Source organism: Microbulbifer magnicolonia, from assembly GCF_035117725.1.
GTDB lineage: Bacteria > Pseudomonadota > Gammaproteobacteria > Pseudomonadales > Cellvibrionaceae > Microbulbifer > Microbulbifer magnicolonia.
Map to the genome: position 1 here is coordinate 1,517,569 of NZ_JAYEFD010000001.1, position 22,801 is coordinate 1,540,369.

At 64.2% G+C, this 22,801-nt stretch carries 19 protein-coding genes and 1 other RNA gene; 4 read left to right on the top strand and 16 right to left on the bottom strand.

All coding sequences use genetic code 11. The features are described 5' to 3' along the window. Positions 1-214: 214 nt before the first annotated feature. The 16 genes from ftsZ to rsmI form a co-directional block, all read right to left on the bottom strand. A complete protein-coding gene (gene ftsZ, locus RRF64_RS06680) occupies positions 215-1,429 on the bottom strand; it encodes a cell division protein FtsZ (RefSeq protein WP_323845054.1) in 1,215 nt (404 codons plus the stop codon). A gap of 204 nt (positions 1,430-1,633) precedes the next feature. Further along, complete coding sequence (gene ftsA / locus RRF64_RS06685) at positions 1,634-2,869, bottom strand: cell division protein FtsA (protein WP_323845055.1); 1,236 nt, start codon at positions 2,867-2,869, stop codon at positions 1,634-1,636. 99 nt (positions 2,870-2,968) lie between these two features. Next, complete coding sequence (locus tag RRF64_RS06690) at positions 2,969-3,811, bottom strand: cell division protein FtsQ/DivIB (protein ID WP_323845056.1); 843 nt, start codon at positions 3,809-3,811, stop codon at positions 2,969-2,971. Between the two features lie 122 nt (positions 3,812-3,933). Then, positions 3,934-5,388, bottom strand: a complete 1,455-nt coding sequence (gene murC, locus RRF64_RS06695; RefSeq protein WP_323845057.1) for a UDP-N-acetylmuramate--L-alanine ligase — start codon at positions 5,386-5,388, stop codon at positions 3,934-3,936. A 43-nt stretch (positions 5,389-5,431) separates the two neighbouring features. After that, positions 5,432-6,553, bottom strand: a complete 1,122-nt coding sequence (murG, locus tag RRF64_RS06700) for an undecaprenyldiphospho-muramoylpentapeptide beta-N-acetylglucosaminyltransferase (protein WP_323845058.1) — start codon at positions 6,551-6,553, stop codon at positions 5,432-5,434. Next, complete coding sequence (gene ftsW, locus RRF64_RS06705; RefSeq protein WP_323845059.1) at positions 6,553-7,776, bottom strand: putative lipid II flippase FtsW; 1,224 nt, start codon at positions 7,774-7,776, stop codon at positions 6,553-6,555. The genes murG and ftsW overlap by 1 nt, the downstream gene beginning before the upstream one ends. Continuing rightward, positions 7,773-9,179 (bottom strand): UDP-N-acetylmuramoyl-L-alanine--D-glutamate ligase, encoded by a 1,407-nt coding sequence (gene murD / locus RRF64_RS06710; protein WP_323845060.1) that lies wholly within the window; start codon positions 9,177-9,179, stop codon positions 7,773-7,775. Before murD ends, ftsW begins: the two co-directional genes overlap by 4 nt. A gap of 63 nt (positions 9,180-9,242) precedes the next feature. Then, positions 9,243-10,328 carry a phospho-N-acetylmuramoyl-pentapeptide-transferase gene (gene mraY, locus RRF64_RS06715; RefSeq protein ID WP_323845061.1) on the bottom strand — a complete coding sequence of 362 codons (1,086 nt, stop codon included), beginning with the start codon at positions 10,326-10,328 and terminating at the stop codon, positions 9,243-9,245. Between the two features lie 162 nt (positions 10,329-10,490). Beyond that, positions 10,491-11,870, bottom strand: coding sequence for a UDP-N-acetylmuramoyl-tripeptide--D-alanyl-D-alanine ligase (locus RRF64_RS06720; protein WP_323845062.1), 1,380 nt, complete (start codon positions 11,868-11,870; stop codon positions 10,491-10,493). Then, complete coding sequence (locus RRF64_RS06725; protein WP_323845063.1) at positions 11,867-13,405, bottom strand: UDP-N-acetylmuramoyl-L-alanyl-D-glutamate--2,6-diaminopimelate ligase; 1,539 nt, start codon at positions 13,403-13,405, stop codon at positions 11,867-11,869. The genes RRF64_RS06720 and RRF64_RS06725 overlap by 4 nt, the downstream gene beginning before the upstream one ends. After that, complete coding sequence (locus RRF64_RS06730) at positions 13,402-15,171, bottom strand: peptidoglycan D,D-transpeptidase FtsI family protein (RefSeq protein WP_323845064.1); 1,770 nt, start codon at positions 15,169-15,171, stop codon at positions 13,402-13,404. The genes RRF64_RS06725 and RRF64_RS06730 overlap by 4 nt, the downstream gene beginning before the upstream one ends. Positions 15,172-15,225: 54 nt before the next feature. Further along, positions 15,226-15,501, bottom strand: a complete 276-nt coding sequence (ftsL, locus tag RRF64_RS06735) for a cell division protein FtsL (protein WP_323845065.1) — start codon at positions 15,499-15,501, stop codon at positions 15,226-15,228. Between the two features lie 22 nt (positions 15,502-15,523). Beyond that, the gene (gene rsmH / locus RRF64_RS06740; protein ID WP_323845066.1) at positions 15,524-16,450 is read right to left on the bottom strand and encodes a 16S rRNA (cytosine(1402)-N(4))-methyltransferase RsmH; all 927 of its coding nucleotides are present in this window, start codon (positions 16,448-16,450) and stop codon (positions 15,524-15,526) included. Between the two features lie 23 nt (positions 16,451-16,473). Next, the gene (mraZ, locus tag RRF64_RS06745) at positions 16,474-16,917 is read right to left on the bottom strand and encodes a division/cell wall cluster transcriptional repressor MraZ (protein WP_323845067.1); all 444 of its coding nucleotides are present in this window, start codon (positions 16,915-16,917) and stop codon (positions 16,474-16,476) included. Between the two features lie 552 nt (positions 16,918-17,469). After that, an RNA gene (gene rnpB / locus RRF64_RS06750) (RNase P RNA component class A) lies at positions 17,470-17,829 on the bottom strand. Between the two features lie 343 nt (positions 17,830-18,172). Next, entirely contained in the window at positions 18,173-19,015 is an 843-nt protein-coding gene (gene rsmI, locus RRF64_RS06755; protein WP_323845068.1) for a 16S rRNA (cytidine(1402)-2'-O)-methyltransferase, read from the bottom strand. Between the two features lie 51 nt (positions 19,016-19,066). Between rsmI and RRF64_RS06760 the strand changes: the two genes are divergently transcribed. The 4 genes from RRF64_RS06760 to RRF64_RS06775 are packed head-to-tail and all read left to right on the top strand — an operon-like array spanning position 19,067 to position 22,605. Then, positions 19,067-21,013 (top strand): penicillin-binding protein activator, encoded by a 1,947-nt coding sequence (locus RRF64_RS06760; protein WP_323845069.1) that lies wholly within the window; start codon positions 19,067-19,069, stop codon positions 21,011-21,013. After that, on the top strand, positions 21,000-21,371 hold the full coding sequence (locus tag RRF64_RS06765) for a YraN family protein (protein WP_323845070.1): 372 nt from the start codon (positions 21,000-21,002) through the stop codon (positions 21,369-21,371). Before RRF64_RS06760 ends, RRF64_RS06765 begins: the two co-directional genes overlap by 14 nt. A gap of 49 nt (positions 21,372-21,420) precedes the next feature. Continuing rightward, positions 21,421-22,011, top strand: a complete 591-nt coding sequence (locus RRF64_RS06770) for an SIS domain-containing protein (RefSeq protein ID WP_323845071.1) — start codon at positions 21,421-21,423, stop codon at positions 22,009-22,011. Between the two features lie 18 nt (positions 22,012-22,029). Then, entirely contained in the window at positions 22,030-22,605 is a 576-nt protein-coding gene (locus RRF64_RS06775; RefSeq protein WP_323845072.1) for a BON domain-containing protein, read from the top strand. The last annotated feature ends 196 nt before the right edge of the window (positions 22,606-22,801 follow it).

Consider the following 22,801-nt stretch of genomic DNA (forward strand, 5'->3'; position numbering starts at 1 on the left):
AGGCGATGTGACGACCGCCGTCGAGGCAGCCCGGCACTCTCCGAAAAGAGAGGGCCGAGGTGACATGAGCGGGGTTGCTGCCCCGGTAGGCGGTTGCCGGATCCATCCTTGTGGGAGCCTGCCCTGCAGGCGAATAGGTCGGCGCTGCCGCGGGGTTTGTTTCGCCAGCAGGTCTGGCTCCCACGGAGTGCCTGTCCTTAACCCTGATGGATCCTCAATCCGCCTGGCGGCGCAGGAACGCGGGGATATCGAGATACTCCATATCGGTATCCGCCGGGTTCAGCGACGGCGCCGGGCGCTTCGGGCGCTCGCTCTCTACACGCGCGCGGGTGTCCACGCCTTCGCGACCGCCCAGTCCGGCCGAACTGCCCTGGCTCTCGCGGGGCTCGCGCCCCTCATGCAACTGCGGGCGGCGGGTGTTATCCACCACCTTGGTAGGGCGCGCCACCTGCTGGGCGTCACCGAGGCCGGCGGCAACTACGGTCACACGCATCTCGTCGCCGAGCTTGTCGTCGACCGCGGTGCCGATCACCACGGTGGCGTCGTCGGAGGCGATCTCCTGCACGATTTCACCCACTTCTGAGTATTCGCCCAGGGTCAGTTCCTGACAGCCGCCCTCTTCGCTGCCGGTGATGATATTGACCAGGATGCCGCGGGCGCCCTGCAGGTTGACGTTGTCCAGCAGCGGGCTGCGCACCGCCTTCTCGGCCGCCTCGCGGGCGCGGTTCTCGCCGACCGCGGAGCCGGAGCCCATCATCGCCATGCCCATTTCGGACATGACGGTGCGCACGTCGGCGAAGTCCACGTTCATGATGCCGGGGCGGATCATCAGGTCGGCGATGCCCTGCACCGCGCCCAGCAGCACGTTATCCGCTTCCTTGTAGGCCGCCTTCATGGTGATCTTGTTTCCCAGCACCTCGAGCAGGCGGTCATTGGGAATGGTGATCAGCGAGTCGACCTTGTCGCGCAGCTCGAGGATGCCCTCTTCCGCCACTACCGAGCGCTTGCGTCCCTCGATCTTGAACGGACGGGTAACCACCGCCACGGTCAGGATACCCAGATCCTTGGCGATCTCCGCCACGATGGGCGCGCCGCCGGTGCCGGTACCGCCGCCCATGCCGGCGGTGATGAACACCATGTCCGCGCCGGCGAGTACCTCGGCGATGCGCTCGCGATCCTCCAGTGCGGACTGGCGGCCCACATCCGGATTGGCGCCGGCACCGAGCCCGCGGGTGATGTTGTTGCCCAGCTGCAAAATGGTGCGCGCATGGATATCTTTCAGCGCCTGGGCGTCAGTGTTGGCACAGATAAAATCCACGCCCTCCACTTCGCTGACGATCATATGCTTCACCGCATTGCCGCCACCGCCGCCGACACCGATCACTTTGATGACAGGTTTGTCCTGTACGCTATCGACTAGTTCGAACATCTCTGTTCCCCTTTTTTGCTCATGTCAAAATTTATAGTTCGATCCCTAAAATTCTTTCTCCGCAGGGATCGCTGAAAAACGTAGCGAGCGGGTGGCTGGTGGTGGCCGCCGGAGCGGAGGAAGCGGAGCGTACTTGAAGTACGTGAGCATTCCGAGCACCGCCGGACGCCGCCAGGCGCACGCGCAGTAGTTTTTCAACGATCCCTACAGGTTTCCCCTGAACCAGTACTTGACCTTGTCCCACCACTGGTTTTCGTTGCGCATCGGGCGCTGGCGCCCTTCGCTGACCTCCTCGCGCTGCATCGCGTACATCAGCAGGCCGACGCCGGTGGAGTAGATCGGGTTGCTGACGATATCGACCAGCCCCGCCACACCCTGCGGCACCGCGAGGCGCACCGGCATGTGGAAAATTTCCTCGGCCAGTTCCACCGCCCCTTCCATTTTTGAGGAGCCGCCGGTCAGTACCACGCCGGCCGCGCAGAGGTCCTCGAAGCCGCTGCGGCGCAGCTCCGCCTGCACCAGGGTGAACAGCTCGTCGTATCTGGGCTCCACCACTTCCGCCAGCGCCTGGCGGGAGAGGTCCCGCGGCGCGCGGTCGCCGACGCTCGGCACCTTGATGGTCTCGCCTTCGCGCGCGAGTTTGGCCAGCGCGCAGGCGTATTTAATTTTCAATTCTTCCGCGTGCGGTGTCGGCGTGCGCAGCGCCATGGCGATATCGTTGGTCACCTGATCGCCGGCGATCGGAATCACACCGGTATGGCGAATGGCGCCGCCGGTGAATACCGCGATATCGGTGGTGCCGCCGCCGATATCCACCATGCACACACCCAGCTCTTTCTCGTCGTCGGTCAGCACCGCGTAACTGGAGGCCAGCTGCTCGAGAATGATGTCTTCCACTTCCAGGCCACAGCGGCGGATACACTTCTCGATATTCTGCGCCGCATTGACCGCACCGCTGACCAGGTGCACCTTGGCCTCGAGGCGCACACCGGACATGCCCAGCGGTTCCTTGACGCCCTCCTGGCTGTCGATCAGGAATTCCTGCGGCAGTGTGTGCAGGATTTTCTGGTCCGCCGGAATCGCCACCGCGCGCGCGGCGTCTATCACCCGATCCAGATCCTGCTTGGTTACTTCGCGGTCCTTGATGGCCACTATGCCGTGGGAATTCAGGCTGCGGATGTGGCTGCCGGCAATGCCGGCGTAGACCGAGTGAATCTCGCAACCGGCCATCAGTTCCGCCTCTTCCACCGCGCGCTGAATCGACTGCACGGTGGACTCGATATTAACCACCACACCTTTTTTCATGCCGGTGGACCTGTGCGAACCGATACCGACAATATTCAGCTCGCCATCGCGCGAGACTTCGCCGACGATCGCGACCACTTTGGAAGTGCCGATATCCAGACCCACGATCATGCGGTGATCGGATGCTTGTGTCATTTTTATACCAACCTCGCTGAACTGTGCTCCGAACCGCATTCCCCACAACGGAATAAGAGACGGGCCAGGGCACAGGATTCGCTTTTTAATAATTCACTTTTAAATTTTGTTTTCAATGGCGGCCTTAGGGCCACCTTCGCTGCTGTCTTCTTTCCACTCCACCGCCACTGCGTTGCTGTAGCGGGTATCCACCCTGGATACCTTGGCCAGGTGGGGCGCCAGTACACCGCGGCTCAGCTGCAGGAAACGGTTGACCCGCTCCAGTAACTCGTCGTGCCCCAGGTGCAGCTCCACACCGGAAACCAGCTCCAGCCGCCACCCCGCCAGGTCGTCGAAGGACAACCGCTTCACTTCCATATCCCGCGTGGTCAGCAACCCCGCGAGCGCCTGGTACTGAGCCACGATGCGCTCGACCAGTTCCTCGTCGCCCGCCAGCTCCGGCAGGCGACCCGTATTCATCTGTGCCGGACGCGGCAGCAGCTCGCCGCTCGCCACCAGCAGTTTGTCACTGCCCCAGACTGCGAGCGGCTGCGCCTCCTGCACTTCCACCTCGACCCCGCGCGGCCAGCGCCGGCTGACCGACGCGCTGGTTATCCACGGATTCTGCAGCAGTGCCGCGCGCATACCGCGGATATCCGCGGAGAAGAACCCATCGCGCAGATAGGGCAGCAGAATTTCCTCTAGCTGCCGCTGGGTCACCGCGTTGAACGGCCCCTTGACCCGCACCTGTTGCAGCGCATCGACCCGGCTAGATTCCTGCGCCGGGGTGCGCTGCCACAACCACAGGCCGCCGTAACTCAGCCCGGCCAGGGTGCCGATCGCCAGCACCACCAGCAGCAGCGGTCGCCAGTTGCGCCCGGTGCCCTGCTCGCCGCGATCCGCCATCGGACGCGCGCCGCGCACTTTCTTTCTTTCCCGGTCGACACGAATCGCCTTTGCCATGCCGATCAATCGCTCCCGGTTGTCCGCTCAACCATCGATTCGTCATGCCGGCGCGGGCCGGCATCCAGTTCGGTGCCCACTGGATTCCGGCCTGCGCCGGAATGACGAACAGACAATTGCATCTATTCCTTCTCGCCCAGGCGCCACTGCGCCAGCTGCTGGGCCAGCGCGCCCACGTTGCCGGCGCCCTGGGTCAGCACTATGTCACCCGGCTCGAGCAGATCCGCCAGCACCGGCGGCACCTGTTCGATGGTCTCGACAAAAATCGGATCCACCTGGCCGCGGTTGCGCAGGCTGCGCGCCAGGGTGCGGCCGTCCGCACCCGGTATCGGCGCTTCGCCGGCGCTGTACACGTCCAGCAGAATCAGCTTGTCCACCTGCGACAGCACCTGCACGAAATCCTCGAACAGGTCCCGCGTGCGGGTGTAGCGGTGCGGCTGGTAGATCATCACCAGGCGGCGCTCCGGCCAGCCGTCGCGCACCGTCTTGATGGTCGCGGCGACCTCGCGCGGGTGGTGACCGTAGTCGTCCACCAGCATCACCTTCTCCGCACTCGCGTCGTCGCTGACCGCGAAGTGACCGAAGATCTGGAATCGGCGGCCGACGCCCTGGAATCCCGCCAGGCCCTCGCGGATCGCCTCGTCGCCGATGCCCTCGTCGGTCGCCACCGCAATCGCGGCAGTCGCGTTCAGCACATTGTGGATACCGGGCGTATTGACGCAGACATCCAGCGGTTTGCCATCCGGGCGCTGCACACGGAAGTGGCTGCGCAGCGGCTCCTGCTTCACGTCGACGATGCGGAAGTCATTGTCCTCGTCGAAGCCGTAGGTGAGCACCGGGCGTGAAAATTTCGGAATCACTTCCTGAATATTGACTTCGTCACCGCAGACCACCGCCAGTCCGTAGAACGGCAGGTTGTGCACGAAATCGACGAAGATCTGTTTGACCTTCTCGAAGTCGCCGCCGTAGGTCTCCATGTGGTCCGCATCGATATTGGTAATCACCGTGACCATCGGCTGCAGGTGAATAAACGATGCATCACTCTCGTCCGCCTCGGCGATCAGATAGCGGCTCTCCCCCAGCGCCGCATTGGCACCCGCCGCATTGACCAGGCCGCCGATCACAAACGTCGGATCTTTCCTGTCCGCGGCAAAAATCGACGCGATCAGGCTGGTGGTGGTTGTCTTGCCGTGGGTGCCGGCCACGGCGATGCCGTAGCGGTAGCGCATCAGCTCACCGAGCATCTCGGCGCGACGCACGACCGGAATGCGCCTTTCATGGGCGGCCACCATTTCCGGGTTATCGTCATGAACCGCGGAGGAATTCACCACCACGTCCACGTCGCAGATATTTTCCTTGCTGTGGCCGATCTGTACCTGGATACCCAGCTTGCGCAGCCGCTCGGTGACCGAGGACTCTTTCAGATCGGAGCCGGAAACCTCGTAGCCCTGGTTCTGCAGCACCTCGGCGATGCCGCTCATGCCGGCGCCGCCGATACCGATAAAATGAATACGGCGGATGCGGCGCATCGTGGGTACGCTGTAACTCTCTTGTGCGTTCGTCAGTTCTGATGACATTTCTCTAACCCTTTTCCGCGTACCCGCTTACCCGCTATACCCACTACTTGGCCAGCGCCAGTTGTTCGCCGCAGGCCGCCAGCACCTGCGCCGTCGCATCGGTTTTCGCCACCCGCCGCGCGGCCTCGGCCATCGCCAGCAGCTTCTGCGGTTCGGCAAACAATTCTTTCAGTAAACCCGCCAGCTTTTCCGCATCCAGCGCATCCTGCTGAATCACTATGGCACCGCCGGCATGCTGCAGCCATTCGCCGTTCTTGGTCTGGTGATCATCGATCGCAAACGGAAAGGGCACCATGATTGCGCCCACGCCGGCCGCGGCGATTTCCGACACCGTCAGGGCGCCGGCGCGGCAGATGATCAGGTCGGCCGCGCTATAAGCCGCCGCCATATCGGCGATAAACGGCACCACTTCCGCCTCCACATTTGCCTGGCGATAGGCATCGCGGGCGACGTCCAGGTGGCGCTTGCCGGCCTGGTGCACGATGCGCGGCCGCAGCTCCGGTTCCAGCAGGGAAACTGCCTGCGGCACCAGCTCGTTGATCGCCACGGCACCGAGGCTGCCCCCCAGCACCAGCAGCCGCAGCGGCTGCTCCCTGCCGATGCGTGCTTGCGGCTCCGGCAGCTGCGCTATCTCGTTGCGCACCGGGTTGCCGACCTGCTGTGCGCCCGGCAGTCCGCTGGGAAACGCTTCCAGCACGCGGCTGGCGATGCGGGCCAGCAATCGGTTAGTAGTGCCGGCCACTGCGTTCTGCTCGTGAATGATCAGCGGCACGCCGCCGAGGCGCGCGGCGACGCCACCGGGGCCGGTGGCGAAACCGCCAAAACCCAGCACCGCGTCCGGCCGCACTTTCTTCACCACCGCGCGCGCCTGCGCAACCGCGCGCAAAATCTGCAGTGGCGCCTTCAGCAGGGCCAGCCTGCCCTTGCCGCGCACGCCCTCGACGGTGATGAAGTGCAGCGGAATCTCAGCCTCAGGAATCAGCTGCGCCTCTATGCCGCGCTCGGTGCCGAGCCACTCGACAACCGCGCCCTGCTCCTGCAGCGCGCGGGCCACTGCCAGGGCCGGGAACACATGGCCGCCGGTGCCGCCGGCCATCACCAGAAACTTTTTACCGGAAAATCCGCCGGCAAACGGCACCTTGCTTTCCTGGGGCTGGTCAGACATCAGGCCGCCTCCCCTTTCAGTGCGCGATCCCCGACCTGCAACGGGTTGAAGATCGGCAGCTGTCGAATGGTGCCGAGGCCGGATTTTTCGCTACTGGATTTATCCTTCAGCTCCGACTGCAGGCGCAATGCCAGCGCGAAGAGCGCGCAACAGACCACCAGGCTGCTGCCGCCGGAGCTGACAAACGGCAGCGTCAGTCCCTTGGTGGGCAGCAGGCCGGAGGCCACGCCCATATTCACGAATGCCTGGCCCGCCAGCAGTACGGCAATGCCGAAGGCCAGCAGCGCGGCAAAATACTTCTGCTGTGCCAGGGCGCCGCGCACCAGCCGCAGCAGCGACCAGGTCAGGGCGGCGAAGAGTGCAATCACCACCAGGCCGCCGACCATGCCCCACTCCTCGGAGAGGATGGCGAAGATAAAGTCCGTGTGCGCCTCCGGCAGATAGAAGAGTTTCTGCACGCTGTTGCCGAGGCCGACGCCGACCCATTCCCCGCGGCCGAAGGCGATCAGCGACTGGGTCAGCTGGTAGCCGCTGGCAAACTGGTCGCCCCAGGGATCGAGGAAGGTCATCAGCCGCTGCAACCGGTAGGGGCTCACCAGCGCCATCAGCGCCAGTCCCGAGGCCGCCGCGCCCACCAGCAAGAAGGTGTGCGGCAGGCGCGCGCCGGCGAGAAACACCATCGCCAGCACGGTACCGGAAATCACCACGACCGAGCCGAAGTCGGGCTGCAACAGCAACAGTACGGCGACGACACCGAGAATCACCACCGGCACCATAAAGCTGCTCCAGTGGCGCAGCTGCTGGTTGCGGCGGGTCAGGAAGCTGGCAAAAAACACCAGCAGGCAGAACTTGGCCACTTCCGCCGGCTGCACGGTGATCGAGCCCAGCGCCAGCCAACGGCGGCTGCCGTTGACCTCGCGACCGATGCCGGGCACCAGCACCGCCATCAGCAACAGGCAGGAAAACAGCAGCAGCGGCCAGGACAGGCGCGACCATACCGACAGCGGCACCTGGCTCACTATCAATGCCGCCACGGCGCCCACGCCCAGATACATCAGGTGGCGCTTGAGGAAGAACCAGGAATCGCCGTACACATCCACCGCGTACGCAATGGATGCCGACGCCACCATCACCACACCGATACTGACCAGTGCCAGCACGCAGAACGGCAGCAGCCAGTCGAGATTCTTTTCGTCTGCCACGGCGGCCTTCATCTCGCTCATTCGGCACCTCCCGCGGTCAAACTGCCGCTGAGGGCCGCAACCGCGCGGCGGAAATCGTCGCCGCGCGCCTCGAAATTGCGATACATATCGAAACTGGCGCAGGCCGGCGACAACAGCACATAGTCGCCGCGCTCGGCCAGCGCGCGCGCCTGCGCCACCGCGTCGTCCATGGAAATGGCGCGGTGAATAGCGGTCTTGCCTGCGAATGCCGCCGCGACCTTGTCGCCGTCGACACCGATGGCGACCAGCGCGCGCAGTGCGCCGGCCGCTTCCGCCAGCGGCGAGAAGTCCGCCCCTTTGCCGTCGCCACCGGCGATCAGCACGATCTTGTTCGTCGCCGTAGCGAGGCCGTCGAGCGCCGCGCGGGTGGCGCCGACGTTGGTGCCCTTGGAGTCGTTCACATAAGTGACGCCGTCCAGGTCGGCAACCCGCTCGCAGCGGTGCGGCAGCCCCTTGAAAGTGCGCAGCACCGCCAGCATCGCGGCCACCGGCAGGTCCACCGCATTGCCGAGTGCCAGCGCCGCCAGCGCGTTGGCGACATTGTGCATGCCGACCATGGCCAGCTCACTGACGGGCAGCAGTTTATCCAGGCCCTGCACCAGCCACTCCTGTTGATTTCCGCTTTCGCGGCCACCATGGAAGCGGCGGACACCGAACTGCTGCAGGTCCGGCTGGTCGAGACCAAAACTCCATTCGCGGCATTCGCGGGACAGCGGGCCGCGGGTCAGCGGGTCGGCGCGGTTGACCACCAGCTGCCTGGCGTTGCGGTAGATGCGCTGCTTGGCGCGGTGATAGTCGGCCAGGCTGGCGTAGCGGTCCATATGGTCCGCACTCAGATTCAGGATCGTCGCCACGGTCGGCGCCAGGGAATAGGTCGTTTCCAGTTGGAAGCTGGACAGCTCCAGCACGAACAGATCCGGCAGCGGCTGCGCGAGCAGGTCCAGCACCGGCACGCCGATATTGCCACCCACGCGCACATTGACGCCGGCCTTTTCCGCCATCAGGCCGACCAGGGTGGTGACGGTGCTCTTGCCGTTGGAACCGGTGATCGCCACCACTTTCGGCGGCTGTGCCAGCTTGCCGAGCTCGCGCGCGAACAGTTCGATATCGCCGATGACCGGGATGCCGGCGCTGACCGCCTGCTGCAGTGCCGGCTCCGCAAGCGCGATTCCGGGGCTGGCGATAATCTCGCTGGCGGCGAGCATCGTCTCGGCGTTCAGCGGGCCTGTCTCCACCGGCACCCCGGGGAATTCCGCGCGGAAGGCGTCCAGTCCCGGCGGCAGCGCGCGGCTGTCCGCGACCACGGGAGAAAAACCGGCGCGCAGCAGGAAGCGCACTACCGAAATACCGGTAGCGCCCATGCCGATTACCACTTTTTTCTCCGAAGTCGCGATCAGGGTCATAACTTTTCTTATCGCTGTCTCTCGTTATCCGTAGGGTGCGCTGTGTGCACCACACTCTTATTCCTAGCGCAACTTGAGGGTTGCCAGACCTGCCAGCACCAGCACGACAGTGATGATCCAGAAGCGCACGATGACGCGCGGCTCCGGCCAGCCTTTCAGTTCAAAATGGTGGTGCAGCGGCGCCATGCGGAAAATGCGCTTGCCGGTCAGTTTGAAGGATGCCACCTGCAGGATCACCGACACGGTCTCCATCACGAAGACGCCGCCCATGATGAACAGTACGATTTCATGGCGGGTAATCACCGCGATAATGCCGAGCGCCGCGCCCAGGGCCAGTGCACCCACATCGCCCATAAATACCTGGGCCGGGTAAGTGTTGAACCACAGGAATCCGAGCCCCGCGCCGCCGAGCGCCGCACAGAAAACGGCGAGTTCGCCGGCACCGGGGATCGACGGGATGTGCAGGTAATTCGCGAATTCCACGTGGCCGGCCAGGTAGGCGATAAGGCCCAGGGCGCCGCCGACCATCACCGTCGGCATGATGGCCAGGCCGTCGAGGCCGTCGGTCAGGTTCACTGCGTTACTGGAGCCGACCACGACGAAATAGGTCAGCAGGATAAAGAATACCGGCCCCAGGTTGATGGCCACGTCCTTGAAGAAGGGCACGAAGAACTGGGTCTCCGCCGGGCTGGTCGCACTCAGGTACAGATAGATAGCGGCGCCCAGACCGGCGACGGACTGCCAGAAATATTTCCAGCGCGCGATCAGGCCGCGCGGATTCTTGTGCACGACTTTTTTGTAGTCGTCGACGAAACCCACGGCACCGAAGATGAAAGTCACCAGCAGGGTGACCCATACATAGCGGTTCGAGAGATCCGACCACAGCAGTGCCGAGGAAAAGATCGAGGCCAGGATCAGGGTGCCGCCCATGGTCGGCGTGCCGGATTTGCTCAGATGGGTTTGCGGGCCGTCGTCGCGCACCGCCTGCCCCACCTGCAGCTGGTTCAGCCAGGTGATCATGCGCGGCCCAACGATCAGGGAAATGGCCAGCGCGGTCAGCGCACCGAGAATGGCGCGCACCGTCAGGTAGTTGAACACCGCGAAGGTGCTCACGTGTTGTTGCAGTAATTCTGCCAGCCAGAGCAGCATTAGTTGTCCTCAAATTCTAACAAGGGCCATGGATGGCCCGCTCGCAAATCAGTCGTTTATGACTGATTTGTCGCAAGCCCGCGAAATGCCAGCAGATCCACGCATCTGCGCCAGCATTTCGGGGGCGACAATCCAATGGATCACGGATGATCCATTGGATTGCTAGGTTAAAAGCGCCTGCACGACCAGTTCCATGCGGGCGCTGCGGGAACCCTTCACCAGCACCGTGGTGTCTTTATTCAGTTCGTGGGTCAGTGCCGCAATCAGCGGCTCCCTGTCCCGGTAGTTGTGCAGCGGCTGGTGCCGCCCCGCACTGAAGGCGACACCGGCGGCAGTACCCAGTGGACCCAGGGTAAATAGCGCATCCAGTCCGCGCTCCCGTGCCAGTTCGCCGATTTTCCGGTGCATTTCCTCTGCATCCGCACCCAGCTCGGCCATATCGCCGAGCACCAGGATTTTCTTGCCGCGCCGCTGCGCCAGCAGTTCGATTGCTGCGCCCACAGAGCCAGGGTTCGCGTTGTAGCTGTCGTCGATAATCGTCGCGCCCCGCTGGCCGCGCGCTTCCTGCAGACGCCCGGCCACCCCGCCCAGCTTGCCGAGGCCGCTGGCGATCTCCGCCGCGGGTACGCCGGCGGCGAAGGCGCAGCCGGCCGCGACCAGCGCGTTGTGCACATTGTGTTCGCCGAGCAGTTGCAGCTTCACCGGGTGTGCCAGTCCCTCGATCACCAGGTCGAAGGACGGGCAGCCGCTGTCATTCAATTCGATGTTGTCGGCGTGGATGGCGCACTGGTGTCCGAGGCCCACTTCCAGGCTGCGCACGCCCGCGGGCAGGCGATCGAGCCAGTAATTCGCGTAGCCGTCGTCGGTGTTGATCACCGCGGTGCCGCCCACATCCAATCCTGTATAAATTTGCCCCTTGGCCTTCGCGATGGCATCCACGGAGCCGAAGCCCTCGACATGCGCCGGCATCACGTTGTTGACCGCCGTCACCTGCGGCTTGCCGATTCCGCACAGATAGCCGATCTCGTCCGGGCCGCTGGCGCCCATCTCCAGAATCAGCACGTCGTGATCCGCGGACAGGCCGAACAGTGTCATCGGCAGGCCGAACTGGTTGTTCAGGTTGCCACGCGTCACGCAGGGGTGGTGGCGCTGGGCAAAAATTGCCGCGAGCATTTCCTTCACCGTGGTCTTGCCGCAGGATCCGGTGATCGCGATCACCCGGCCCTTGAACTGCTCGCGACACAGCCGGCCGATCTGCCCCAGCGCGATAGTGGTGTCGGCCACGCGCCACTGCGGCAGGCTGCAGCCGGGGATCTCCCGATCCACCACGAGGCCCAGCGCCTGCCCTTCCAGCTCGCCGGCCCCTGCCAGCTCGATGACGAAATCGTGCGCGTCGAAGTTCTCTCCCTTTAACGCAACTAACAGGGCCTGCGGCTCCAGTTTGCGTGTGTCGGTGCACACGCGCTCGAACTGCACCGAGCCGTTGATCAGCTCGCCGCCGAAGCGCCCTTGTAGCTGTTGCAGGGAGAGCGGACTGATCACTCGGCGGCCCCCGCTACTTGGTCTTTTTGTCTGCCAGCCCGCTTCTGCAGCGCCGCGGCGGCCTGCTCGCGGTCGCAGAAGTGAATCTTCTCGCTGCCGATAATCTGGTAGTCCTCGTGGCCCTTGCCGGCGATCAGCACGATATCGCCGGGCTGCGCCGCGGCGACGGCGCGCGCAATCGCGGTCGCGCGATCGATTTCCACCTCGATATTGCTCGCCGCGCCCTCGAGAATGTCGTCGATAATCTTCTGCGGATCCTCGCTGCGGGGATTGTCGCTGGTGACTATGGCGTGATCCGCCATCTCCGAGGCGATGCGGCCCATGGGGGCGCGCTTGCCGGTATCGCGGTCGCCGCCGCAGCCGAACACGCACCAGAGCTTGCCGCGGCAGTAGGGCCGCGCCGCGGCCAGCGCCGCGCGCAGGGCATCCGGCGTGTGGGCGTAATCCACCAGCACGCCCACGTCAGCCTCTGCACTGGCGTCTGCGCCCGGGACTTTTACCCGCTCCATGCGGCCGGGTACGGCCTTGATGGCCGGGAAGGCGGTGAGGATGTCCTCGAACGGCATGCCCGCTGACGCCGCGGCGGCGACTACCGCCAGCGCATTGTGAATATTGAAGTCGCCGATCAGCGGCGCGCGCAGTTCGCCACTGCCCCAGGGCGTGGTCAGCTGCACGGAGAAACCGCCCTCGTGGCGGCGCAGGTCGGTCGCGTGCAGGTCGCCCGCCTGCAGGCCGTAGGTGATTACCTTCAGATTGCGCAGCTTGCAGCGCTCCACCAGCTGGGCGCCGAAGGGGTCATCCAGGTTGATGATGCCGCGCTTCAGCTTCGGCAGGCCGAACAGCTTTTCCTTGGCGGCGCCGTAGGCGGCCATATTGCCGTGGTAGTCCAGGTGGTCCCGCGACAGATTGGTGAAAATCGCGGTGTCGAAGATCAGCCCGTGCACCCGCCCCTGGGACAGGGAGTGGGAGGAGACCTCCATGGCCGCGGCGCGCACGCCCTGATCGCGGAAGGCGGCATAGTCCGCCTGCAGACGCACCGGATCCGGCGTGGTGAGGCCGGTCTCCTGCAGTTCGATATGGCCGTCGGTCCAGATGCCGTTGCCGATGGTGCCCATCAGCGCGGCGCTGCCGAAGTGGCGGGCCAGCAGCTGGGAAGTCAGGTAGGCGCAGGTGGTCTTGCCGTTGGTGCCGGTCACCCCCACCAGGTGGATCTGCTCAGTGGGATTGCCGTGGAAGCGCGCGGCGATTTCGCCGACGCGCTTGGCCAGTCCGGGCACGCTGACGACCTGGATGCCATCGCGGGTTTTGCACTCGAGCTTGTCGCCGTCGGCGAGCACGGCGCCGGCGCCGGCGGCTATGGCCGCATCGATATATTCGCGCCCGTCGACGACGGTGCCGCGCAGGGCCATAAACACGTCGCCCGGCTGCACCAGACGGCTGTCCAGCGCCACGCCGGTCACGGCCACGTCGGGAATGCCGGCGTAGCCCGGCACCAGGTCTTTCAGAGAAACTGTGCGTTGCTCGCGCTGACTCACGATTTAGTACCCCTTTCGTTCAGTTGCGCAGCCAGCTGCTGCTCCGCCGGCGCCACTTCCGCCGGCGGCACCTGCAACAGGCGCATGGCGCCGGCCATCACCGCGCCGAATACCGGCGCGGCCACTTCGCCGCCGTAATATTTGGCGTGGCTCGGATCGTCAATCACCACGACCGCGGCCAGGCGCGGCCGGTCGGCGGGGATAAAGCCCGCGAACACCGATCTGTAGCGGTTGTCGGCATAGCCGTCGCTGCCCACCTTGTGCACGGTGCCGGTCTTGCCGGCCACGCGGAAACCCTCGACGGCGGCGAGCTTGCCGGTACCGCGGCCGATCACGGTTTCCAGCATCGCGGTGACCTGCTCGGCTAGTGGTGCCTCGACCACCCGCTCCGAGGCAGCGGCGGACTTGCCGGCAGAATTGTCGCCGGACAAAACCAGCGAAACCGGGCGCTTGAGCCCGGCGTTGGCCAGCACGCTGTAGGCCTGGGCCAGCTGCACGCCGTTCACTGTTAAACCGTAGCCGAAGGCGAAGTTGGCCCGCTCGATTGGGTGCCAACGACTGCGGCTGGGCAGTATCCCCGCCGCCTCGCCGGGGAAGCCGCTGCCGACCGTCTCCCCCAGCCCCAGCCGGTAAAAGAGTTCCCGCAGAGCGTTTGGTTCCAGGTCCAGGGCAACTTTCGTAATGCCCACCTGGCTCGACTTGGTGATCACGCTGGTCAGGTCGAGCTGGCCGTAGTTGACCGGGTCCACCAGGGTCTTGCCCGGCACGCGGATATAGCCGGGGCTGGTGTTGATCGGTGTATGCGGCTGATAGCGGCCGCTCTCCAGCGCCGCCAGCGCGGTGAGCGGCTTGACGGTGGAGCCCGGCTCGAACTGGTCGATCAGCGCACGGTTGCGCATCGCCGCGGCCGCAACACCGCTGCGGTTGTTCGGGTTGAAGGAGGGCTGGTTGGCCATCGCCAGCACGTCGCCGCTCTTGGTATCGAGGATCACCATAAAGCCGGAGGCGGCACCGTTTTCGGTGACCGCGCGCTTCAATTCACGATAGGCCAGATACTGCAGGCGCATATCGATCGACAGGCGCAGATCGCGACCCGGGCGCGCCTCGCGCTGTGTCGCCAGATCCTGCACCGTGCGCCCTTTCAGGTCCTTGACCACCTGCTGCGCGCCCGGCTGGCCGGACAGCCAGTCGTTGTAGGCCAGCTCCAGCCCCTCCTGGCCGCGGTCGTCGATGTTGGTAAAGCCCAGCAGCTGCGCCACCACCTCACCGGCCGGGTAGAAACGGCGGTACTCCTTCTTGCTGTAGACACCGGCCGTATCCAGGCCCAGCACCCTGTTCGCCTGCTCCGGCGACAGGTGGCGGCGCAGGTACATGAATTCCTTGTTGCGGTATTTTTCCAGGCGTTTGGCCAGCACCGCCGGCTTCAGCTCCAGGGCCGCGGCCAGGCGGCGCAGCTCGTCGGCACTGGCCTCGCGCAGCAGCTGCGGGTTGGCCCAGAGGCTGTGCACCGGGGTGCTGACCGCGAGCAGTTCGCCGTTGCGATCGACGATGGCGCCGCGGTAGGCGGCAATCTCTTCGGTGCGGATGGTGCGCGCGCGCCCCTGGTCCTGCAGGAAACGGTAGCCGCGCTCGGCCTCCGGCAGCACTTGCAGGCGCGCCAGGTGATAGACAAGGGCCAGGGCCAGCAGACACAGCAGGGCCGCCACCAGCGCAAAGCGCCAGCGGGCGATACCCGGCTGAATCTGCTGTTTCCTGACTGCGCCCATAACAAAGTCCCTGTGAGACTTATTCGAAGTAATCGTTAGAAGTATTCGTAAACGTTATTTTTTCGTTACCAGTACCCGCTCATTCGCAGCGGGCACGTGCATATTCAGTTCTTCCCGCGCCGCCTTTTCGATACGGCTGTAGGCGGACCAGGCGCCCTTCTCCAGTAGCAACCGCTCCTGCTCGTAGCGCAGCTCGTCGCGCGCCTTCTGCGCGCGCCCCAGCTCGGCGGTCAGTTCGCGGTTGCGCTGGGTGGTGTGCACCACCGCCAGGGCGGAGGCGATGGTCGCCAGCCACAGCAGCGCCACCACCAGTATCTTCTTCCCGCTCATTCGAACTGCTCTCAACCCAGCTTCAGCCCAGCTTTTCCGCGACCCGCATCACCGCGCTGCGAGAGCGGACGTTTTCGCCCACTTCGCCGGTGTCGGCCTTGATCGCCTTGCCGACGGCGCGCACCGTCTTCACTATTTCGCTGTCCCTCACCGGCAGGCCGCGCGGCAGCTGCGGGCCGCGCTCCTTGTCGCGGATAAAGCGCTTCACCATGCGGTCTTCCAGCGAGTGGAAGCTGATCACCACCAGGCGCCCGCCGGGCGCGAGCAGCTGCAGGGACTTTTCCAGCGCCTGCTGCAGGTCTTCCAGCTCGCCATTGATATGGATGCGGATGGCCTGGAACACGCGTGTCGCCGGGTGCTTGCCCTTTTCCCAGGCGGGGTTGGCGGCCTTGACCACCTCCGCCAGGTCCAGCGTGCGCTCGAAGCGCTTTTCCGCCCGGCGCCGCACTATGGCGGCGGCCATGCGGCGGGCAAATCGCTCCTCGCCATATTCTTTGAATACCCGCGCCAGCTCCGCTTCCGACTCGCTGTTGACCCAGTCCGCCGCGCTGATGCCGCGGCTGGTGTCCATGCGCATGTCGAGCGGGCCGTCCTGCATAAAGCTGAAGCCGCGCTCGGCCTGGTCCAGCTGCGGCGAGGAAACGCCCAGATCCAGCAGTATGCCGGTCACCCGGCCGGCCCGGTCCGCCGCGGCCAGGTCCATGTCGGCAAAGGAGCCGTGCCAGATGGAAAAGCGCTGCTCACCGGCAAAGCGTTCGCGCGCGAATTCCACCGCCTGCGGGTCCTTGTCCACCCCCAGCAGGCGTCCGCTTTCATTCAATCGCTCCAGAATCAATGCGCTGTGGCCGCCGCGGCCGAAGGTGCCGTCTATATAAAAACCGCCCGGATCGGTCACCAGGGCGTCCACGGCCTCGCGCAACAACACACTGCGATGCAGTTCCTGAGACACCCCGATTCTCCTTAAAGAGTCTCTTATAAAGAGAGGGACGCCATCTCCTGCGGCATCTCACCCTCGCCCTCGCTGTCGTCGAGCCAGGACATCCAGCGGTCCTCACTCCACAACTCCAGTTTCTTGCCCTGCCCAACCAGCATCAGTTTCTTTTCCAGGCCGGCGTACTCGCGCAGGGTCGGCGGAATCAGCACCCGGCCATTGGCATCCACCTGCAGTTCGCACGCATAACCGATCAGCAGCCGCTGGGCGCGGCGCGCCACCTTGTTAAAGCTGGACAGGGCTTCGATTTTCGGAAGAATTTCCTGCCACTGGGGCTCGGGGTAAACCAGCAGGCAACGCTCTTCGGTATGAGCCGTGACGACCAGGCGACCAGCGCAATCCTCCAGCAGCGTGTCGCGGACCCGCGCCGGAATGGCCAGACGCCCCTTGGCGTCCATGTTGATTGCGTGGCTTCCTAAATACACTTTGCTTGCGTGCTTTTTGTTCGTGTGCGCCGTTGTTGCACCCGCAGGTGCGGTGATTTTTATCGAGTTCTACCGGGGAAAATTTGCGCAATTTTCATTCGCGAGAGGTAAATACCCACTCACAACCACGAATAAACCACCAAACTCCACAAATTTCCACTTTTCCCCACTGCCGACACTATAAATCTGACCGGTGTAAAGTCAAGGAAATCAACGGCAAACCGGCGGGAAAACCCAGTAAATTCGCGGGCTGCGGAGGAGAGAGACGAAAAGCGAGAAGATTCACGCCGCCACAATTACAAAATGAAGCAAGCACTTACTTATTCAAGTTAAGAGACTACTTTAACTTTTGGCGCGATAACTTTGAAAGTGAAATTGTTAGCAAACACTAACAGCAATTGAGCGTAGCGACAGAAGAATCATCCAATTTTGGAGTGAGAGAAGAGCTGCTGGGGATTTGTAAGCCGGCGATCTTGCGTGCTTACGGAGACCCGTATCACAGAATCCGCTTCAGAACGAAAAAGCCCCGGCCAATGCCGGGGCTTTTGGAATATAAGGAGCTGGCCTGTAAGCCGGGTTCTGTCGAGGACAATCATTCATCTGGGATGCCTGTCACCAGACACCTCAAGCGACCTACCCGCCCTCGGTGCGGGTCACACCTGTAGAGGGCCTATTTGGTCTTGCTCCGGACGGGGTTTACCATCGCCGCAGACTGTTACCAGCTGCGCGGTGCGCTCTTACCGCACCGTTTCACCCTTACCTGTGCCCACTTGCGCGGGCCATCGGCGGTCTACTCTCTGCTGCACTTTCCGTAGGCTCGCGCCCCCCAGGCGTTACCTGGCGTCCCACCCTATGGAGCCCGGACTTTCCTCCACTTCTCCGAAGAGAAACAGCGATTGTCCGGCCAGCTCGGCGCGAAGGGTAATGACGGGGTGGCGGGAATGCAAGGGATATCGGGGCTCGGAAAGAGAATACTGAGACTCGACCCGAAGGCCAGGCTGCCGGTTATCAGGGGGCACCCCCGCGGGAGCTAGCCCTGCTGGCGAAATGGGCTCTGCCGGCGGCACCCGCCTCGATCGCTCGCAAGGCAGGCTCCCACAACACAGATAGCCCCGCGGCAGCAGGGCAACCACTGAACCCGTTACAGGAATCTCTTCCCCGAGGTGGCCGGGCCGCATTCCTGGCGAGATCGATCGCGGCCATGGGCGGATGGCCGCCCCGCCGCTCCTACGGCAGATTCAAACGTCGAATGTCGTCACTTCTGCTCCAGACTCCAGTTGTACAGGGTTTTCTTGTTCACCCCGGTGATCTCCGCCGCCAGCGCCGCCGCGCGCTTCGGCGGCAGCTCCGCCAGCAGCAGCTTCATGACCCGCTCGGCCTCGCTGTCCAGCTCCGAGTCCTGCCGGTGTTCGGCGCCGCGTACCAGCAGCACTATCTCGCCGCGCTGCTGATTGCTGTCCGCGCGCACCCAGGCCGCCAGCTCGGCGAGCGGCGCCAGGTGGAAGGTTTCAAAGGCCTTGCTGATCTCGCGGGCGATCACCGCCTCGCGCTCACCGCCAAACGCTTCCACCATTGCGTCCAGGGTGTCCGCCACCCGGTGCGGGGCCTCGTAGAACACCATGGTGCGCGTATCGGCCGCCAGTTCCCGCAGCGCCTTTTCCCGCGCGCCGGCCTTGGCCGGCAGAAAGCCCTCGAAGCTGAAGCGGTCGCTGGGCAGGCCGGCGGCACTGAGGGCCGCCACAAAGGCACAGGGGCCGGGAATCGGCACCACGCGGATGCCCCGGCTGCGGGCCTCGCGCACGAGCCGGTAGCCGGGATCGGAGATCAGCGGCGTGCCGGCATCCGAGATCAGCGCGATCTTCTGCCCTTGTTCGAGCCGCTGCAGTATCTGCTCTGTGCGTTTATCGTCCGAGTGGTCATGGTACGCCATCAGCGGCGTATCGATATTGAAGTGGGAGAAAAGCCTCTGACTGTGACGTGTGTCCTCCGCCGCAACCAGATCGGCGCATTGTAGAACTTCGACCGCTCGCGGTACCATATCGGCCAGATTACCGATGGGCGTAGCGACGATGTAGAGCAGCGCCTGATCCGGCCCCATAATTCACGACCCCTTAGCTCAAATATGAGTTACGTATTGCGGGAGAAGAATATGTCCGCCTCTTCCCGGCGCACCCCCCCAGTCATTGCCAGAATCGCCGCCAGTGCGCTGGCCCTGGCGCTGGCCGCCTGCCAGACGCCGGCCTCCAAGCCCGGCGCACAGCTGCCGGTGGACACCGGCGGTTCCGCCGCCAGCCGCAGCGCCGCCGTGCAGCTGCTGCACAGCGCGGAAACCCTGCCGGCACCGCAGCGAGACCGGCAGCGCCTGCAGGCCGCGGCCATTCTATACGAGCTGGGCGACAAGCAGACCGCCAAAGAGGCCGTGGTCAACATTTCCCCGGAACAGCTGGACGACGCCCTCTACGCCCGCTACGCGCAGGTGTACGGCAGCCTCCTCGCCGCCGAGGACGAGTTTTTCCGCGCCCTCGACCTGGCGACGGCGCCGCGCCTCGACCAGGTGTGGACCCAATTGCCGCAGGATACCGCCCTGCCCCTGCGCGACCTGCGCGCCGACCTGTGGGGGCTGCTCGGAGACCTGGACAGCGCCATCGCCGAGCGCCGCCAGATCGCCGACCTGGCGCAGACTGGCGAGGCCATCGCCGACAACAACGACGGCTTCTGGCAACTGCTGACCCAGCTGCCCTCCAGCGAGCTGCAGCAGCGCGCCAGCGAGAGCAGAGACCCGCAGATGCGCGGATGGTACCAGCTGGCCCTGCTCGGCCGCGATACCCAGACCGATATCAGTTCGCAACTCACCGCCCTGAGCCGCTGGCGCCAGCAGTGGCCGCATCACAGTGCCACTGCCCACCCGCCGCAGGCACTGCGGCTGCTGGAGCAGCTGGCCGCCCAGCGCGCCGACCGCATAGCGCTGCTGCTGCCGCTGTCCGGCCAACTGGGCAGCGCCGGGCGCGCCATCCGCGACGGCTTTATGGCCGCCCACTACACCGCCCTGAACGCCGGCGCTCCCACGCCGACGGTGATGGTGTACGACACGGGCACCGACCAGCCTTTCGAGGAGATTTACCAGAGCGCCGTGGACGCCGGCGCCCAGAGCATTGTCGGCCCGCTGGACAAGAGCAAGGTGGCCAACCTGCTGGCCACGGAAAAACTGCCGGTACCCACCCTGGCGCTGAACTACGCCAGTGATTTGGGGGCCGGGGATTCGGCCGACGGCGGCAGTCTGACCAATGATCTGGTGCAGTTCGGTCTCGCCATCGAGGACGAAGCCCGCCAGGTGGCCCAGCACGCCTATCGGCAGGGCCACCGCCAGGCGATGATCCTCGCCGCCGATGCCAGCTGGGGCCAGCGCGGCGCCGAGGCCTTCCAGCAGGAGTGGCAGCGCCTCGGCGGCACCGTCAGCATCAGCCGGAGTTTCCGCGACAACAGCAAATTCTCCCAACTGGTCAGCGACGCACTGCTGATTCCGGACAGCAAGGCGCGCGAGGCCGAACTGCGCCGCCAACTCGCCGCGTCCCTGGAATTCACCCCGCGCCGCCGCGGCGACGTGGACATGCTGTTCCTGGCCGCACAGCCGCAGCAGGCGCGCCAGATCAACCCGATGCTGACCTTCTATTACGCCGGCGACCTGCCCGTCTATGCCACCTCGCACGTGTTTGACGGCAATATCAATCCGAACCGCGACCGGGATATCAACGGCATCCGCTTTACCGCGCTGCCGTGGCTGTTCGAGAGCGACAACCTGACCAAGCGCAACATCGAACAGCAGGCATCGCCGGCGCCGGCGTTTGCGCGACTCTATGCACTCGGCGCCGACGCCTTTCGCCTCTACCCGCGCATTCCGATGCTGCGCCAGTTTCCGCAGCAGCGGGTGCACGGCCTGACCGGCGCCCTGAGCCTGAGTGCCGACGGCCGCATAGTGCGCGAGCAGATTTGGGCGCGTATCGACAAGGGCGAGCCGGTCCCCGTCACCACGGCGGTGGAACCGGTACTGCCGGAGCCCGAGAGCATGGAACTCAGCGGGAACAGTGAAGCTTTTTAAGCGCACAGCCGGTACAACAGATGGTATCGGCGCAAGGATGGAGGAGGCCGCGGCGCGCTATCTGCAAGCCGCCGGCCTCACAGTGATTGCACGCAACTACCGCAGCCGCCGCGGCGAGATAGACCTGATCGCCAACGACGGCGATACCCTGGTTTTCGCCGAAGTGCGCTACCGCAGCAATAACCGCTTCGGCACCGCCGGAGCCACTGTCGATCGGCGCAAGCAGCAAAAGCTGCTCGCCACGGCGCAAAGTTATCTGCTGCAGAACAAACTGGACTGCCCCTGCCGCTTTGACGTCATTGCGATCGAAGGCGATGTGCAGAATATTCAATGGATAAAGAACGCCTTCGGAGCCTAGGCTTCGAACAGTTAACGGTGAACCAGTTGTTCGCCCGCTTAAGGAAACAATGGAACAGCGAGTCGTAACCCTATTCCACCGCAGCCTGGAAGCCACCATGAACGCCGGCGAAATACTGGCGCCGCTGGTAGCGGAGGCCAGCGAAATGATCGTGCACACACTGCTGGCGGAGAACAAACTGTTGCTGTGTGGCAATGGTGTCAGCGGTGCACTGGCGCAGAGTTTCAGCGCACAGCTGGTCGGCGGCTTCCAGCGCGAGCGCCCCGGCCTGCCCGCCATAGCGCTGAACAGCGACGGTATTTCCATCGGGACTATCGCCCGCAATCACGGCCGCGCCGAATCTTTTGCGCGACCGGTGCGCGCCCTCGGCCAGCCCGGGGACCTGCTGGTGATCCTCAGCAACGACGGCCGCGACTCCAACCTGGTGCAGGCCGTGCGCGCGGCGCGCGATCGCGATATGGGAATACTGGCGCTGACCGGCGGCGATGGCGGCGACTGCGCCGCGCTGCTGGATACTGACGATATTGAACTGCGGGTGCCTTCCGAGGTCGCAGCTGAGGTACACCAGGTACACCTGCTCACTATTTTCTGCCTGTGCGATCTGATCGACAGCAGCCTGTTCGGTGGTTACGAGGACTGAACCATGATGAAAAATCTAATGAATCTGAAAAATCGTTTTTTTGTTGCCCTGGTGCTGACAACGGCACTGGCCGGCTGCAGCACCGTGCTGGAAGCCACCCACGACGGCCCCATCCAGCAGGATCCAGGCAAGCGCTCACTGGGCACCTATATGGATGACCAGAAGATCGAGACCGTCACGACGGTCAACATCAACAAGGCGCATCCGGATTTGAAAGCGGCCAATATCAATGTGAACGCCTTCAACGGCATTGTGCTGCTCACCGGCCAGGTAGGGGACAACGATCTCCGCCTGCTCGCCGGGCGCACGGCGCAACAGGTCAAGTATGTGCGCCAGGTCTACAACGAGATCCAGGTACGCGGCACTGTGTCCTTCCTCGCCAGCTCCAGCGACGCCTGGCTGACGACCAAGGTGAAAAGTAATTTGCTCGCGAACAAGGAGATCGACAGCGGCCGCATCAAGGTGGTCACCGAGAACGGCGTTGTGTATCTGATGGGACTGCTGACCCACGCCGAGGCGGAACGGGCCGCGGATGTGACCCGCAGTATTGGCGGGGTGCAGAAGGTGGTCAAGGCGGTGGAGTATATCGACTGAGAACCGAAACTCGGGAAAATCGTCGAGTGGTAAGTGCCCTGCGAACTCAACGCCGAATAGTTGTAGGAGCGGCCCATGGCCGCGATCGGGCTATCCAGCTAACCTGATACATTGATCGCGGCCATGGGCGGATGGCCGCCCCGCCGCTCCTACGAGAAGAAGGCAAAAAACGGAGGCAAATTCCTCCGTTTTTTAT